14 protein-coding genes are annotated in these 13708 nt (G+C 56.9%); 2 read left to right on the top strand and 12 right to left on the bottom strand.

Annotation, left to right across the window (positions count from 1 at the left end; translation table 11 throughout):
• Nucleotides 1–42 precede the first annotated feature (42 nt).
• Nucleotides 43–1095 carry a sterol desaturase family protein gene (locus AC2FH2_RS06120; RefSeq protein ID WP_496823146.1) on the top strand — a complete coding sequence of 351 codons (1053 nt, stop codon included), beginning with the start codon at nucleotides 43–45 and terminating at the stop codon, nucleotides 1093–1095.
• A 102-nt stretch (nucleotides 1096–1197) separates the two neighbouring features.
• On the opposite strand, the gene AC2FH2_RS06115 is transcribed toward AC2FH2_RS06120, so the two are convergent.
• Nucleotides 1198–1791 (bottom strand): NAD(P)H-dependent oxidoreductase, encoded by a 594-nt coding sequence (locus AC2FH2_RS06115; RefSeq protein ID WP_142635456.1) that lies wholly within the window; start codon nucleotides 1789–1791, stop codon nucleotides 1198–1200.
• A 99-nt stretch (nucleotides 1792–1890) separates the two neighbouring features.
• Between AC2FH2_RS06115 and AC2FH2_RS06110 the strand changes: the two genes are divergently transcribed.
• Entirely contained in the window at nucleotides 1891–2469 is a 579-nt protein-coding gene (locus AC2FH2_RS06110) for a TetR/AcrR family transcriptional regulator (RefSeq protein WP_142635458.1), read from the top strand.
• Between the two features lie 17 nt (nucleotides 2470–2486).
• Here the strand turns inward: AC2FH2_RS06110 and lpdA are convergent, their stop codons facing one another.
• The 11 genes from lpdA to sucC all read right to left on the bottom strand — a co-directional run bounded on the left by lpdA (nucleotide 2487) and on the right by sucC (nucleotide 13520).
• Nucleotides 2487–3875 carry a dihydrolipoyl dehydrogenase gene (lpdA, locus tag AC2FH2_RS06105; RefSeq protein ID WP_496688997.1) on the bottom strand — a complete coding sequence of 463 codons (1389 nt, stop codon included), beginning with the start codon at nucleotides 3873–3875 and terminating at the stop codon, nucleotides 2487–2489.
• A gap of 84 nt (nucleotides 3876–3959) precedes the next feature.
• A complete protein-coding gene (locus tag AC2FH2_RS06100) occupies nucleotides 3960–4349 on the bottom strand; it encodes an MAPEG family protein (protein WP_496691803.1) in 390 nt (129 codons plus the stop codon).
• Between the two features lie 44 nt (nucleotides 4350–4393).
• Nucleotides 4394–4669, bottom strand: a complete 276-nt coding sequence (locus AC2FH2_RS06095; RefSeq protein ID WP_281972553.1) for a hypothetical protein — start codon at nucleotides 4667–4669, stop codon at nucleotides 4394–4396.
• The gene (odhB, locus tag AC2FH2_RS06090; protein WP_496823145.1) at nucleotides 4666–6162 is read right to left on the bottom strand and encodes a 2-oxoglutarate dehydrogenase complex dihydrolipoyllysine-residue succinyltransferase; all 1497 of its coding nucleotides are present in this window, start codon (nucleotides 6160–6162) and stop codon (nucleotides 4666–4668) included. The genes AC2FH2_RS06095 and odhB overlap by 4 nt, the downstream gene beginning before the upstream one ends.
• A 2-nt stretch (nucleotides 6163–6164) precedes the next feature.
• Nucleotides 6165–9122, bottom strand: a complete 2958-nt coding sequence (locus tag AC2FH2_RS06085) for a 2-oxoglutarate dehydrogenase E1 component (protein ID WP_271948442.1) — start codon at nucleotides 9120–9122, stop codon at nucleotides 6165–6167.
• Nucleotides 9123–9159: 37 nt separating this feature from the next.
• Nucleotides 9160–9858, bottom strand: coding sequence for a sulfotransferase family 2 domain-containing protein (locus AC2FH2_RS06080; protein ID WP_496751742.1), 699 nt, complete (start codon nucleotides 9856–9858; stop codon nucleotides 9160–9162).
• A gap of 57 nt (nucleotides 9859–9915) precedes the next feature.
• A complete protein-coding gene (locus tag AC2FH2_RS06075; RefSeq protein ID WP_142635955.1) occupies nucleotides 9916–10458 on the bottom strand; it encodes a DUF805 domain-containing protein in 543 nt (180 codons plus the stop codon).
• A gap of 10 nt (nucleotides 10459–10468) precedes the next feature.
• Nucleotides 10469–10861 carry a hypothetical protein gene (locus AC2FH2_RS06070; protein ID WP_282021640.1) on the bottom strand — a complete coding sequence of 131 codons (393 nt, stop codon included), beginning with the start codon at nucleotides 10859–10861 and terminating at the stop codon, nucleotides 10469–10471.
• 48 nt (nucleotides 10862–10909) lie between these two features.
• On the bottom strand, nucleotides 10910–11791 hold the full coding sequence (sucD, locus tag AC2FH2_RS06065) for a succinate--CoA ligase subunit alpha (RefSeq protein ID WP_142635472.1): 882 nt from the start codon (nucleotides 11789–11791) through the stop codon (nucleotides 10910–10912).
• Nucleotides 11792–11863: 72 nt separating this feature from the next.
• A complete protein-coding gene (locus AC2FH2_RS06060; protein ID WP_496823144.1) occupies nucleotides 11864–12112 on the bottom strand; it encodes a hypothetical protein in 249 nt (82 codons plus the stop codon).
• A 214-nt stretch (nucleotides 12113–12326) separates the two neighbouring features.
• Entirely contained in the window at nucleotides 12327–13520 is a 1194-nt protein-coding gene (gene sucC / locus AC2FH2_RS06055) for an ADP-forming succinate--CoA ligase subunit beta (RefSeq protein ID WP_496785918.1), read from the bottom strand.
• Nucleotides 13521–13708: the final 188 nt, after the last annotated feature.

The following is a 13708-nucleotide window of genomic DNA, read 5'->3' as shown; positions in this document are numbered from 1 at the left end:
AGTAGATAACCGTGAGGCAAATACAGAATACAGGAGCCGTCAATGGAGCAGCTTAGTTCAGTTTGGGATTCTTTCCTGAACCACGCCCGCTATGTGTTTACGTCTCCTTTGGATCCCACGAACCGGATTTTCTATGTCTATGTCGGCAGTTCTCTGCTGATTGCCTTCGCCATCTATGCCGTGAAGCGCAGAAACGCGTCACATGTAGACGGAGAGAGCAGCTTTCTGGGGTTTCTGTTTCCCCGCAAGGTCTGGGACCACCCTTCGGCATGGCTCGATATCCGCTATTTCTTTTTCCACAAACTGATCGGGCATTTCCTGATATTGGGTCTGCTGACCGGATCAGCCGCCTTGTCCTATCAATGGGCAAGCGGTGGGCTTGACCCCAATAACTCACCCCGGGCAGAGCCCTTGGTTGGCTGGTTGGGGGCTTTGGCTACCTTCACCTACATGCTCATTCTATTCCTGATTATGGATTTCATCGGCTACGCAGCCCATTACCTGCAGCATAAGGTCCCGCTGTTGTGGCAATTTCACAAAGTTCATCACAGCGCCGAGGTGATGCACCCGTTGTCGAATTTTCGCGAACATCCGATAGACAATATCCTCTACAATGTTGCGATTGGGTTTGGTGCCGGCGCAGTAACCGGGTTTGCGTTTCGACTGTTAGGGTACCAGCCGAACATGCCGGCATTGCTGGGCGTGCCGGTGCTGATGTTCTTGTTCAATGTCGGAGGCTATAATCTGCGACATTCCCATATCTGGTTGCGTTGGCCGGGTGTGTGGTCGAAAGTTTTTCCCTCGCCTGCGCATCACCACGTGCATCACAGTTGCCACCCGGACCATCTGGACAAAAACTTCGCCTTCATGTTTCCGTTCTGGGATGTGTTGTTCGGCACCTACATCATGCCCGAGGATAACAGGGACGTGAAATTCGGCGTGACCGAGAAGGACAAGGGTCACGAGATGGACACCTGCATGAAGCTCTATTTCCTGCCGTTCAGAGATGCGTGGCGTATTCTGAAAAAGAAACGGCGCCCATCGTCTTACCAAGCGCCCGATGCAGATGCCGCCAGTCGCCATTCGGTCAAATAGCGAGCATCTGAGGTGGTTGCCGGCCTGACGTGATCCGCTGATCGCCTGTGTCCGCCAACGCCTTGGCGGTGGTTTCGGCTGGGCATAGTGACGCAAACGCCCTCAAGCCGCGGCGGCTCCGATCTTGGCGATCTTGCTGACCCAGCGGTCCACGTGACCCGGTTTGGGATAACTTGCCCCGGCAAAATAGGTGAACCGGGTCGGCTTGAAGCCAACAAATCCCAATATCTGATCGCGTACCTGGCGGATCAGGGCCTGGCGATAGATCAGGCGCATGAACCAACCCGGCGTATCTGATGTCAGAATGACGCGCGCGGTGCGTCCGCTCAGCATCGGGGCGGGCAATCCAATCTTAGTGGTGTTTCGCGTGTCAAAGGTGCGTCCGGGGATGAACATCCGGTCGATCAGACCTTTGAGTTTTGCGGGCAATCCGCCCCACCACATTGGTGTGGTCAAGACCAGATGCTCGCTCCATTCGAAATCTTGCAATACCTGCTCAAGAACCGGTTCTAGCGGTTTGAAATCGTGATAATTGCCCTGGCCAAAATCAAAGTCGAACTGCATCTCACTCAGATGGACTAGACGTACGTCATGTCCCTTGCCTCGGGCGGCGTCGGCATAAGTTTCAGCAAAGGTCCGCGACAGGCTGCTATCGGCGGGGTGTCCGTCGAGGACGAGTATTTTCTTCGGTTGCATGGGGCTCTCCTAAAAATGACCATGGTCACTTATAGAATCAGAAAATGACCGCGGTCAATAAAAATTTGACCATGGTCAGAAAACATGCGAGCAAACCATATGCAAAAACCACCCCAGAAACGAACTCTCAAAACTCGGGCCCGGCTTTTGGCGGCTGCCGAGGCGCTCATTGAAAACAGCGGATACGAGGCGCTGAGGGTAGAAGAGGTCGTCCAGAGCGCTGGCGTCGCCAAAGGGACGTTCTTCGCGCATTTTCGCGACAAGGATGCCTTGATGGAGCTTCTGATCGCAGATCGGCTGAATGCCTGCCTCGATCAGGCCGAGGCTGGGACAGCGCCCAAATCGGTGAATGATATCATGACCGCCCTGCAGCCGGTTCACAGCTTCATGACATCCGAACGGTATGTCTTTGACTTGTTGATAAGATATTCGGGGGCGACGGCTATCGCCGATATCGGACCAATCGCATATTGCTTTGAGCGCTACTTTCGTGTGGTGATGATGTGGCTTGACGCTGCGGATGTCCGACAGGACATTCCGACCGAGCTGTTGGCCGAAGGTGTTCAGGCCTTTGCCATTCAGGCCATGTCCCTTAAGTTCTGCGCCTTGCACGCCTCGACCGGTTTTACCGACCGGTTGAGGGTCTATCTCGATGCATGGTTGACCCCGGCGACCTAGTCACCGGGGTCCTTTTTTTAGCTGTGAATTGGCCCGTCACCGCAGGCCAGGGCCGCCTCACGCACCGCTTCGGAATATGTCGGATGCGCGTGACAGGTCAGCGCCAGATCTTCGGCCGAGGCGCCGAATTCCATCGCCACGCAGACCTCGTGAATCAAATCACCCGCAGCCGGGCCAATGATATGCGCACCCAGAATGCGGTCGGTTTCCTTGTCTGCCAGAATCTTGACGAAACCATCCGAGGCAAAGTTCGCCTTGGCGCGGCCATTGCCCATGAACATGAACTTTCCGACCTTATAGGCACGGCCCTGTTCTTTGAGCGTCGCCTCGGTCTCTCCGACATTGGCGACCTCGGGCCAGGTGTAGATCACGCCCGGAATGACGCCATAGTTCACATGCCCATGCTTGCCCGCAACCTGTTCGGCGGCGGCCATGCCCTCGTCTTCGGCCTTATGCGCCAGCATCGGGCCTTCAGTCACGTCGCCGATGGCATAGACGCCCGGCACATTAGTCTGCCAATCGGCGCCTACCTTGATCTGACCGCGGGGTGTCATTTCAACACCCAAAGCGTCCAGCCCCAAACCATCCGAGAACGGTTTGCGCCCAGTAGCGACAAGGACGGTATCGGCGTCAATCACATGCTCGCTGTCATCCTTCAGCAGCTTATAAGTTACCTTGGCCTTGGTCTTGGTGGCTTCGGCCTTTTGCACCGCAGCACCCATGACAAAGTTCAGGCCCTGTTTCTTGAGGATGCGCTGGAAGGTTTTCTGAACCTCAGGGTCCATGCCCGGGGTGATTTCCTTGAGGAATTCGATAACTGTCACTTCGGCGCCCAGACGGCTGTAGACCGAGCCTAGTTCAAGTCCGATCACACCTGCGCCGATGACGACCATCTTTTTCGGAATCTTGCCCAGCGCCAGCGCGCCGGTTGAGGTCACGACGACATTTTCATCCACTTCGACACCAGGCAGCGCGGAAGGCTCGGACCCGGACGCGATGATGATGTTCTTGGCTTCATGCACCTCGTCACCCACCTTGACCTGCCCAGCGGCCGGGATTGAACCCCAGCCTTTCAGCCAGTCGATCTTGTTCTTCTTGAACAGGAATTCGATGCCCTTGGTGTTGCCGTCAATGACTTCGTCCTTATAGGCCTGCATCTGCTTCCAATCGACCGAAGGGCTTTTGCCCTTGAGGCCCATCTTGGCAAAGTTATGCTCGGCCTCGTGCAGCTGATGGCTGGCATGCAACAGCGCCTTGGACGGAATGCAGCCCACGTTGAGGCAAGTGCCGCCCAGCGTCTCACGCCCTTCGACCACGGCGGTTTTCAACCCCAGCTGCGCGCAGCGGATGGCGCAGACATAGCCGCCGGGGCCTGCTCCGATTACGATGACGTCATAGTTTGCCATTTGTCCGGTCCTTGTATTTGGTGGGGTCGGATACGCTTGTCTGCGCAATGCACCCCCATTGAATAATCTATGCGGCAGCTCGAATCAAAACACAGCTGCCAACAGCATTGCAGTGGTCGCCAGCAGCCCGATCATCCAGATCACCGTACGCCATGGTGTCCAGCCAAATGCATAGGCCGGAACATAGGAAGCGCGTGCGATCAGGTAGACCCAACTACAGGCGGCAGTAAAAGCGCTGGATTGCCCCGAGGTCGTAATGACCAAAGATGCGATAGCGAACAAAACCAACCCTTCGGAATGGTTGCTAAGCGCCCGGTGCAGACGTCCCATTGCAGCAGGCTTGTCAAACGGGGTATCACGTGGCCCCAACGCGTGCAGCACATCGACCTTACCGTGGCCAGAGATCAAATAGGCGACAAATTGAGCGACCCAAAGAAGGGCTGCCAGCGACAAGACGGTCAATTCCGTGGTCATTCAGCTTGTTTCCTCGGCACTAGGAACGGATGCGATAAATCGGTTTAAACTGGCGTCAGAAGCTTCACCTGAATATGCGCGATCCCGCCACGTTCGTGATGCATGGCCAATTCCTCGGAATCAAAGAAACTCAGGGCCTTTTCAAGATCAACCACCTCAAACATTGCAACCGCATGATCACGCTGATCGGGGTCTTTCCAGATGTGGAGGTCGCGGATACCCGCGGCCTCCCGCATTGGCTTGTCTTCGCGAAACACTTTCAGCCAGACATCAAAATCAGCAACGTCAGCCTGCCAGAGAACATGAGTTGCCATGGTCATAGATCCATCAGCAAGCGGCGTGGATCTTCCAGTGCCTCTTTCACGCGCACTAGGAAGGTCACAGCACCTTTGCCGTCCACGATCCGGTGGTCATAGGACAGAGCCAGATACATCATCGGGCGGATCTTGACCTCACCGTTGATGGCCATCGGACGGTCCTGAATCTTGTGCATACCAAGAATACCCGACTGCGGCGGGTTCAGGATCGGCGAGGACATCAGCGAGCCATAGACGCCGCCGTTCGAGATGGTGAAGGTGCCGCCCTGCATCTCTTCCATGCTCAGCTTGCCGTCACGGGCGCGCCTGCCCTTTTCGGCGATTGCCTTTTCGATCGCGGCAAATGACATCGAATCTGCATCACGGATGACCGGAACAACAAGACCGGTCGGCGTGCCTGCGGCGACACCCATATGCACAAAGTTCTTATAGACAATGTCGGTGCCATCAATCTCGGCATTCACTTCGGGCACTTCTTTCAGTGCATGACAGCAGGCCTTGGTGAAGAAGGACATAAAGCCCAGACGGACGCCGTGCTTCTTCTCGAACTGGTCCTTGTACTGGTTACGCAGGGCCATCACCTCTGTCATGTCCACCTCGTTATAGGTGGTCAGCATGGCGGCGGTGTTCTGGCTGTCTTTCAGGCGCTTGGCGATGGTCTGGCGCAGACGGGTCATGCGCACGCGTTCCTCGCGGCTGGCATCCTGTGCGGCAACGGGTGCGCGTGGTGCTTGGGCCGCTGGTGCAGGTGCCGCCGCTGCGGCCGCCGGGGCGGCGACTGCCTTGGCTACGTCTTCTTTCATGATACGACCGTCGCGACCGGTGCCGGTGACCTGATCAGCGGACAGGCCAGCCTCGGCCATGGCTTTTTGGGCCGAAGGCGCATTGGCGACGTCCTTGCCACCAACGGAATCCCCGCCGCTCGCCGGAGCGGCTACGACCGGAGCGGCGGCCGCCCCTGCTGCTGAACCCGAGATCACCGCCAGCTTGGCTGCGGCGTCTACAGTTGCGCCTTCAGGGGCAACGATTTCTGCCAAAACACCCGCCGCAGGGGCGGGAACCTCGACCGAGACCTTGTCGGTTTCCAGCTCACACAGCATCTCGTCCTGTGCGACGCTGTCACCGACCTGTTTGAACCAGGTCGAGACCGTCGCTTCGGTCACGGATTCGCCCAGCGTGGGCACCATCACATCAACGCTGCCGCCCGAGGCTGCCGGTGCTGCGGCAGGCGCAGGCGCGGCGGCTGGGGCGGCGCCTTCTCCGGCGACGATTGTCGCCAGCAGGGCATCAACACCAACGGTTTCGCCTTCGGCGGCGACAACCTCACCCATCACGCCAGCGGCTGGCGAGGGGACCTCGACCGTGACCTTGTCGGTCTCAAGCTCGCACAGCATTTCATCGACGGCGACCGCGTCACCGGGCTTCTTGAACCAGGTGGCGACGGTGGCTTCGGTAACGGATTCGCCCAGCGTGGGAACACGAACTTCAATGGACATCATTACTTTCCTTCAATGCTCAGCGCTTCGTTCACCAGCGCTTCTTGTTGGGCTTTATGTTGGCTGGCCAGACCTGTCGCAGGTGAGGCCGAGGTGGCGCGGCCGACATAGACCGGGCGGGTATTCTTGGCGCCAATCCGGGTCAGGACCCATTCGATATTGGGTTCGATAAAGGACCATGCACCCTGGTTCTTGGGCTCTTCCTGACACCAGATGATTTCGGCTCCCTTGAACCGTTCCAGTTCATTGATCAGCGAATGCGCGGGGAACGGATAGTACTGTTCGATCCGCATCAGATAGACATCGTCGATCCCGCGCGCGTCACGCTCTTCCAGCAGGTCGAAATAGACCTTGCCGGAACACATCACGACCCGTTTGATTTTGTCATCCTTGACCAGGGTTGTGTCCGAGTTACCCTTTTGCGCGTCATCCCACAGCACCCGGTGGAAGCTGGAGCCGGTGGTGAAATCCTCGGCCGTGCTGATCGCCAGCTTGTGGCGCAGCAGCGATTTCGGTGTCACCAGGATCAGAGGCTTGCGGAAGGTTCTGTGCAGCTGACGGCGCAGGATGTGGAAGTAGTTCGCAGGCGTCGTGCAGTTGGCCACGATCCAGTTGTCCTGACCACACATCTGCAGAAAACGTTCCAGACGCGAGGACGAGTGTTCAGGCCCTTGCCCTTCGAACCCGTGCGGCAGCAGGGTCACCAGACCGGACATGCGCAGCCATTTGCTTTCGCCCGAGCTGATGAACTGATCGAACATGATCTGCGCACCGTTGGCGAAATCGCCGAATTGCGCCTCCCACAGGGTCAGAGCGTTGGGTTCAGCCAGGGAAAAGCCGTATTCAAAGCCCAGAACCGCGTATTCCGACAGCATCGAGTCGATCACCTCATATTGTGATTGACCAGCCCGGATGTTGTTCAGTGGATAGTACCGCTCTTCAGTTTCCTGATTGATAAAGCCGGAATGGCGCTGGCTGAACGTACCGCGCGTTGCGTCCTGTCCCGACAGGCGAACTGGATAGCCTTCGGTCAGCAATGACCCAAAGGCCAGCGCCTCACCCGTGGCCCAGTCAAAGCCTTTGCCGGTTTCGAACATCTGCTTTTTGTGGTCCAGCAGGCGGCCGACAGTTTTATGGAGTGCAAATCCCTCGGGGGCCCGGGTTAGCGATGCGCCAACCTCGGCCAGGGTTTCTGGTGCAATCGCAGTATCGCCGCGAACATATTCGTCTTTGTTCTTATCCAGATGCGCCCAACGCCCGTCCAGCCAGTCGGCCTTGTTGGGCTTATAGTCTTTGCCGGCTTCGAACTCATCATTCAGATGGGCCTGGAAGGCGGCTTTCATATCTTCGATCTCGCCTTCGGGGATCAACCCGTCCTTGACCAGCCGTTCCGTGTATAGTGACAGCGTGGTCTTATGGGTCTTGATCTTCTTGTACATGATCGGGTTGGTGAACATGGGCTCGTCGCCCTCGTTATGCCCGAACCGGCGATAGCAGAATATATCCAGGACCACGTCCTTGTGGAACTTCTGGCGAAACTCGGTCGCAACCTTGGCTGCGTGTACCACCGCCTCGGGGTCGTCGCCATTCACGTGGAAGATCGGGGCTTCAACCATCAGTGCGATATCCGTGGGATAAGGGCTGGAGCGCGAGAAATGCGGTGCGGTTGTAAAGCCGATCTGGTTGTTCACCACGATATGCATGGTGCCGCCGGTCCTGTGACCGCGCAGGCCGGACAAGCCGAATCCTTCGGCAACGACACCCTGACCGGCAAAGGCCGCATCGCCATGCAGTAGAATGGCCATGACTCTGGTCCGGTCGGTGTCGTTCAACTGATCCTGCTTGGCGCGGACCTTGCCCAGAACAACAGGGTTCACCGCCTCAAGGTGGCTTGGGTTAGCGGTCAATGACAGGTGTACGCTGTTGCCGTCAAATTCGCGGTCGCTTGAGGCGCCTAGGTGGTATTTTACATCGCCCGAGCCATCCACGTCCTCAGGCTTGAAGCTGCCCCCCTGGAATTCGTTAAAGATGGCGCGGTATGGCTTGGCCATTACATTCGCTAGAATGTTCAGACGTCCGCGGTGTGGCATGCCGATGACAATATCGCTTAGGCCTAGGGCCCCGCCGCGTTTGATGATCTGTTCCATCGCGGGGATCAGTGCTTCGCCGCCGTCCAGACCAAAGCGCTTGGTGCCCATGTATTTCACGTGCAGGAACTTTTCGAACCCTTCGGCCTCGACCATCTTGTTCAGGATGGCCTTGCGGCCCTCTTTGGTGAACGCGATTTCCTTGCCATAGCCTTCGATCCGTTCCTTCAGCCAGGCAGCCTCTTCCGGGTTCGAAATATGCATGTATTGCAGCGCGAAGGTGCCGCAATAGGTGCGTTTCACGATCTCGACGATCTGGCGCATGCTGGCCATCTGCAGGCCCAGCACGTTGTCGATAAAGATCGGGCGATCCATATCGGCATCGGTAAACCCATAAGTCTTGGGGTCCAATTCCGGATGCGTGCTGGCAGCCCGCATGCCCAAAGGGTCCAGATCGGCGGCCAGATGACCCCGAATACGATAGGCTCGGATCAGCATCAGCGCCCGCAGACTGTCCAGAACTGCGCGCTTAATCTGGTCTTCGCTGACGGCAACACCTTTGTCGGCGGCTTTTTCCTTGATCTTCTTGCCCGCCGCCTTGGCGTCGATCTCGGCCCATTCGCCAGTCAACGCACCGGTCAGATCATCCGTCGGCATCGGCGGCCAGTCGGACCGCGCCCACGAAGGCCCCTCGGCCTCGCGCTGGACATCAGGCGAGGCGTCGCCCATGGCCTTGAAGAACTCGGCCCAGGCGGCATCCACCGCGCCGGGGTTCTTGGTATACTGGGCGTAGAGCTGCTCCAGATATTCGGCATTATGCCCCTGCATAAAGCTTGAGGCGTGGAAGGCAGAGTTGGGCGAATGTTCGGTCATTGTAGGACCTCAAATGCGATTTCGGATTTGGTAGGATTTAGTCTTGCGGATCTTCGGGGTAGTTTCCGGCCTCGAATACCCAGGTCATTCTTCGTCGAACGATGTCTATCGTATCTGCGTCGAAATAATCGGGCACTGGAATGCCTTTTCGTCGTTCGGCCATCGACTTTTCGTGCGGCAATTCAAAGCTGTCTTCCGGCAGCCCAAAGGAGCGATAAATCTCTTTCAGATCTGACTGCAGGTTTTCCTTGCGGACGAACTTGTCCACGATCAGCTTGTTGTTGATCGAGACTATCTCCCAGTTATTGCCCCAGGCCTTTGACCGGATGAACTCTTTGAACTGAGCAATTTCGGTCTGCGGGTCTTCCGAGGGCAATCCTTGCTGATGTTTCCGAAAGTGGTAGTCGGATACAGCACGATCGAAAGGATTCCGCACATTGGCGATCTTTGTATAGGAATCAAAGGTCTTTGCCCCAAGATTGGCTCGAACCTGTTTCGCAGGCATATGGTTGCGCCATGCGTATTTGCGCCAGAACTGCCATTTTGGCCGGACCAAACCTGCAGTTTTCCCACGAGCACCGACAATACCGTATTTCGATACGCGGATTTGCCCATTTTCAAGCCGCGGAAGACCGGGTTCTTCGCATAAAGGCTGAAGCGCTATCTCGGTAGAGGTTCCCGCGGTCTTCGTCGTCTTGAGATAGATGAATTTGTGCTCATGGCAAACCAAAACCATGTCAGATGGCCTTTCTGGCCACAGGGGCCGCTTGTATAGAGTTTACGCTCAGCAGGTTCATTGAGGGACCTCTGAAGGATTGGGACCGTATTGGTTGGTGCCTGGCTGGCTGGGGCGGGTCAGCCACCATAGGACCAGGAGGGGCGACACAAACAGAACGATAAATGTCGGAATGACGATCAACAGCGTGGCGCGGGTGAAGAGGATGTCCAGATTGCCACCATGCTGGAAATGCGAGGCGAGACCGATGCCAAAGACCAGTACAGCCCCGGCGCCAAAGAACAGCAGGATCGGCAGTAGCGCATACAGCCCGCTGCGCCCGGTATCATGCATCCGCCGCCAGGCGACGGCCAGATGCGGGAAGAACACGATTAGACCAACAATACCCTGCACAGGCTGCGAAGACGTGACGGACACGGATCTGGACGTCTCGGTTTCAGTCACAGCGACTTGCGTGAAGAACTGCGCGTCGATAATCCCGGCGATGATGCTCCAGATCATGATGAACAGGAAAAAGAACCAATATTCAGACCGCGAGGCGCGACCCGAGAAGGTGAAGAACTTGGCGAAGCAGGTGCGGATGGCGTCGGAGAAGGTCATATCTGGTCAATCACCCAACTATTCCATTACAGGAAAAAGATACGATAAGAGCGTTCCGCGTACCTCGATTGGCAGTGAAAACAGCGCTGTCGCTGCCAACCAATCCGCAAACATAACCAACGCGTTTCACGATCACATCCTTGGTGGAGTCTTTACTTGCTCGAAAGCGAAACTGGTACTTCTGGCTTCCGGACAATTTGAGTTCGGAAAACCCTCTTTCTTTGGCGATGTAGTGAGTCTCGCAAGCCTCGTCCCGGATGAATTGTCCCTCGCTTGTCCAGCCGATAAGAACGCTACAAACTTTTGCTTCGGCTTGCTCTGATGCAGAGAATGCTAAAGTTACTGCTAAAAGCAGAGACCAAAAATACGCCAAAGGCGAGAAGGGCGGGCGTTTTTCGCCCACCCTCTTTTCGGGCGTAGCCCTCAGAGCGTATGCCCGGAGAGCAATCACTTACCCGATCGCTTCCAACACAGCCTCACCCAGCTGCGCCGGGCTTTCGGCCACGACGATACCGGCTGCGCGCATGGCTTCGATTTTGTCCTCGGCACCGCCCTTGCCACCGGCGACAATCGCGCCCGCGTGGCCCATGCGGCGGCCCGGAGGGGCCGTGCGGCCTGCGATAAAGCCGGCGGTGGGTTTCGAGCGGCCCTTCTTGGCCTCATCCGCCAGGAACTGCGCGGCTTCTTCCTCGGCAGAACCACCGATCTCACCGATCATGATGATCGAGTGGGTCTCGTCATCGGCCAGGAACCATTCCAGCACGTCGATATGCTCGGTTCCTTTGATCGGGTCGCCGCCGATGCCGACACAAGTGGATTGGCCCAGACCCACATCGGTGGTCTGTTTGACGGCCTCATAGGTCAGCGTACCAGACCGCGACACAACACCGACCGAGCCGCGTTTGTGAATGTGGCCGGGCATGATGCCGATCTTGCAGGCGTCGGGCGTGATCACACCGGGGCAGTTCGGCCCGATCAGGCGCGAGCTTGAGCCTTCCAGAGCGCGCTTGACCTTCATCATGTCCAGAACCGGGATGCCTTCGGTGATGCAGACGATCACTTCCATCTCGGCATCAATCGCTTCGAGGATCGAGTCCGCCGCAAACGGCGGCGGCACATAGATCACCGATGCGTTGGCTTCGGTCACGTGCTTGGCCTCGTGGACCGAGTTGAACACGGGCAGGTCAAGGTGGGTCATCCCGCCTTTGCCGGGGGTCACGCCGCCGACCATCTTGGTGCCATAGGCGATGGCCTGTTCAGAGTGGAATGTGCCCTGCGAGCCGGTAAAGCCCTGACAGATCACTTTGGTATTTTCGTCGATGAGGACTGCCATTTGGCGTTCTCCTATTTTTACCATTGATGGGTCAGGTGACCCTTAAGGTATTGGTTGTAGGCTCACGCCCATTCAAACTTTGATCCGTGCGCTGAAGTAGTGTTCGCCGCCGATTACACCCACGTCCCGGATGCTGATCGGACCCAAGTCGCTTTGCAAAGCGTTAAAAGTCCCATTGACCGTTGATGGATTTTCGTTGGACACAAACACAATTGAGCAGGCAGTATCGGTCAGTTTGACCGAAAGATCTTGTTTCTGATGATAGTATGTCGTTGTTTTCGAGTTCTGGACAAATCCATTTGCCGCCGCTGCGTCTTCCAAAGCACTGCGTCCCAATTCTGCCTGACCACACAGCGCGCGGAAATACGCCGTAGCTTGTCCGGCCGAGACCGGATTGGCGCCTGGACCCGCGTTTGATGACCGCTTGATTTCTGGCGGGTTCGACGGCGACGTGCTCTCAGTTGTTGTTTGACAGGCGGCCAAGATAAGCAGTGCGCCTGCAAACAACAGTGGCTTACTGAAAAGACCCACGAATTTACCCCTTAACCGCCTTCACGATCTTCTCGGCACCGTCTTTCAGGTTGTCCGCCGCGATTACGTCCAGGCCAGAGGTGTTGATGATCTCTTTGCCCTTCTCAACGTTCGTGCCTTCCAGACGCACGACTAGCGGAACCTGCAGACCGACCTCTTTCACCGCGGCGACAACGCCCTCGGCGATGACGTCACAGCGCATGATACCGCCGAAGATGTTGACCAGAATGCCTTTGACTTGCGGGTCCGAGGTGATGATCTTGAACGCTTCGGTGACTTTCTCTTTGGTGGCGCCGCCGCCGACGTCGAGGAAGTTGGCAGGTTCGGCCCCATACAGCTTGATGATGTCCATCGTCGCCATGGCCAGACCGGCACCGTTGACCATGCACCCAATCTCACCATCCAGTGCGATATAGTTCAGGTCGTATTTGCTGGCTTCCAGTTCCTTGGGGTCTTCCTCGGTCGTGTCGCGCAGTTCTGAAACATCCGGGTGGCGATACATCGCGTTGCCGTCAAAACTGACCTTGGCGTCCAGCACCTTGAGGTCGCCGCTGTCGGAGACGATCAGCGGGTTGATCTCCAGCATTTCCATGTCCTTCTCGACGAAGGCGGCATAGAGCTGGCTCATCAGTTTGACGCATTGTTTGACCTGTGCGCCCTGCAGACCCAGCGAGAATGCGATGCGGCGGCCGTGATAGGCCTGATAACCGGTGGCTGGGTCAACCGAGAAGGACAAGATTTTCTCAGGCGTGGCTGCGGCCACCTCTTCGATATCCATGCCGCCTTCGGTCGAGCAGACGAATGAGATGCGGCTGGTCTGGCGGTCTACCAACAGGGCCAGGTACAGTTCGCGTTCGATGCCGGAACCGGCCTCGATATAGATGCGGTTGACCTGTTTGCCCGCAGGACCGGTCTGATGGGTGACCAGTGTGCGGCCTAGCATCTTTTTGGCTTCCTCCGCGGCCTCTTCAACCGACTTAGTCAGACGGACACCGCCTTTTTCTCCGGCATCGGATTCTTTGAAAGACCCCTTGCCGCGGCCGCCCGCGTGGATTTGCGCTTTGACGACCCAAAGAGGTCCGTCCAACTCACCGGCTGCGGTTTTAGCTTCCTCGGCGCGCAGGACCGCGCGACCGTCGGAAACCGGGGCGCCATAGCTGCGAAGAAGCGCTTTGGCCTGATATTCGTGAATGTTCATCGAAACTGTCCCGTCTGACTACGATTGACCGATATAGGCGTGTCTAAGGGGTAAGTTTAAAGGCTTTTTTGACGTAAAGGAGGTTTTTCACGAAGATTTTTATTATTTGTGATCACAGCTTTTCAGGGTGTGATCACAAAACTTGAGCTGGTATTGAGCGTTGATTCGGCAGGAAATTCACCCAATAG

The organism is Ruegeria sp. YTSA105, assembly GCF_059610225.1.
The sequence above is the reverse complement of the archived record's forward strand: the minus strand, read 5'-3'. Positions and strand labels throughout refer to the sequence as shown.

Coding starts and splice junctions, on each gene's coding strand:
- sucC (WP_496785918.1), bottom strand. CDS start 13,520: ATGAACATTCACGAATATCAGGCCAAAGCGCTTCTTCGCAGCTATGGC.
- odhB (WP_496823145.1), bottom strand. CDS start 6,162: ATGTCCATTGAAGTTCGTGTTCCCACGCTGGGCGAATCCGTTACCGAA.
- AC2FH2_RS06075 (WP_142635955.1), bottom strand. CDS start 10,458: ATGACCTTCTCCGACGCCATCCGCACCTGCTTCGCCAAGTTCTTCACC.
- sucD (WP_142635472.1), bottom strand. CDS start 11,791: ATGGCAGTCCTCATCGACGAAAATACCAAAGTGATCTGTCAGGGCTTT.
- AC2FH2_RS06100 (WP_496691803.1), bottom strand. CDS start 4,349: ATGACCACGGAATTGACCGTCTTGTCGCTGGCAGCCCTTCTTTGGGTC.
- AC2FH2_RS06085 (WP_271948442.1), bottom strand. CDS start 9,122: ATGACCGAACATTCGCCCAACTCTGCCTTCCACGCCTCAAGCTTTATG.
- lpdA (WP_496688997.1), bottom strand. CDS start 3,875: ATGGCAAACTATGACGTCATCGTAATCGGAGCAGGCCCCGGCGGCTAT.
- AC2FH2_RS06095 (WP_281972553.1), bottom strand. CDS start 4,669: ATGACCATGGCAACTCATGTTCTCTGGCAGGCTGACGTTGCTGATTTT.
- AC2FH2_RS06080 (WP_496751742.1), bottom strand. CDS start 9,858: ATGGTTTTGGTTTGCCATGAGCACAAATTCATCTATCTCAAGACGACG.
- AC2FH2_RS06120 (WP_496823146.1), top strand. CDS start 43: ATGGAGCAGCTTAGTTCAGTTTGGGATTCTTTCCTGAACCACGCCCGC.
- AC2FH2_RS06115 (WP_142635456.1), bottom strand. CDS start 1,791: ATGCAACCGAAGAAAATACTCGTCCTCGACGGACACCCCGCCGATAGC.
- AC2FH2_RS06110 (WP_142635458.1), top strand. CDS start 1,891: ATGCAAAAACCACCCCAGAAACGAACTCTCAAAACTCGGGCCCGGCTT.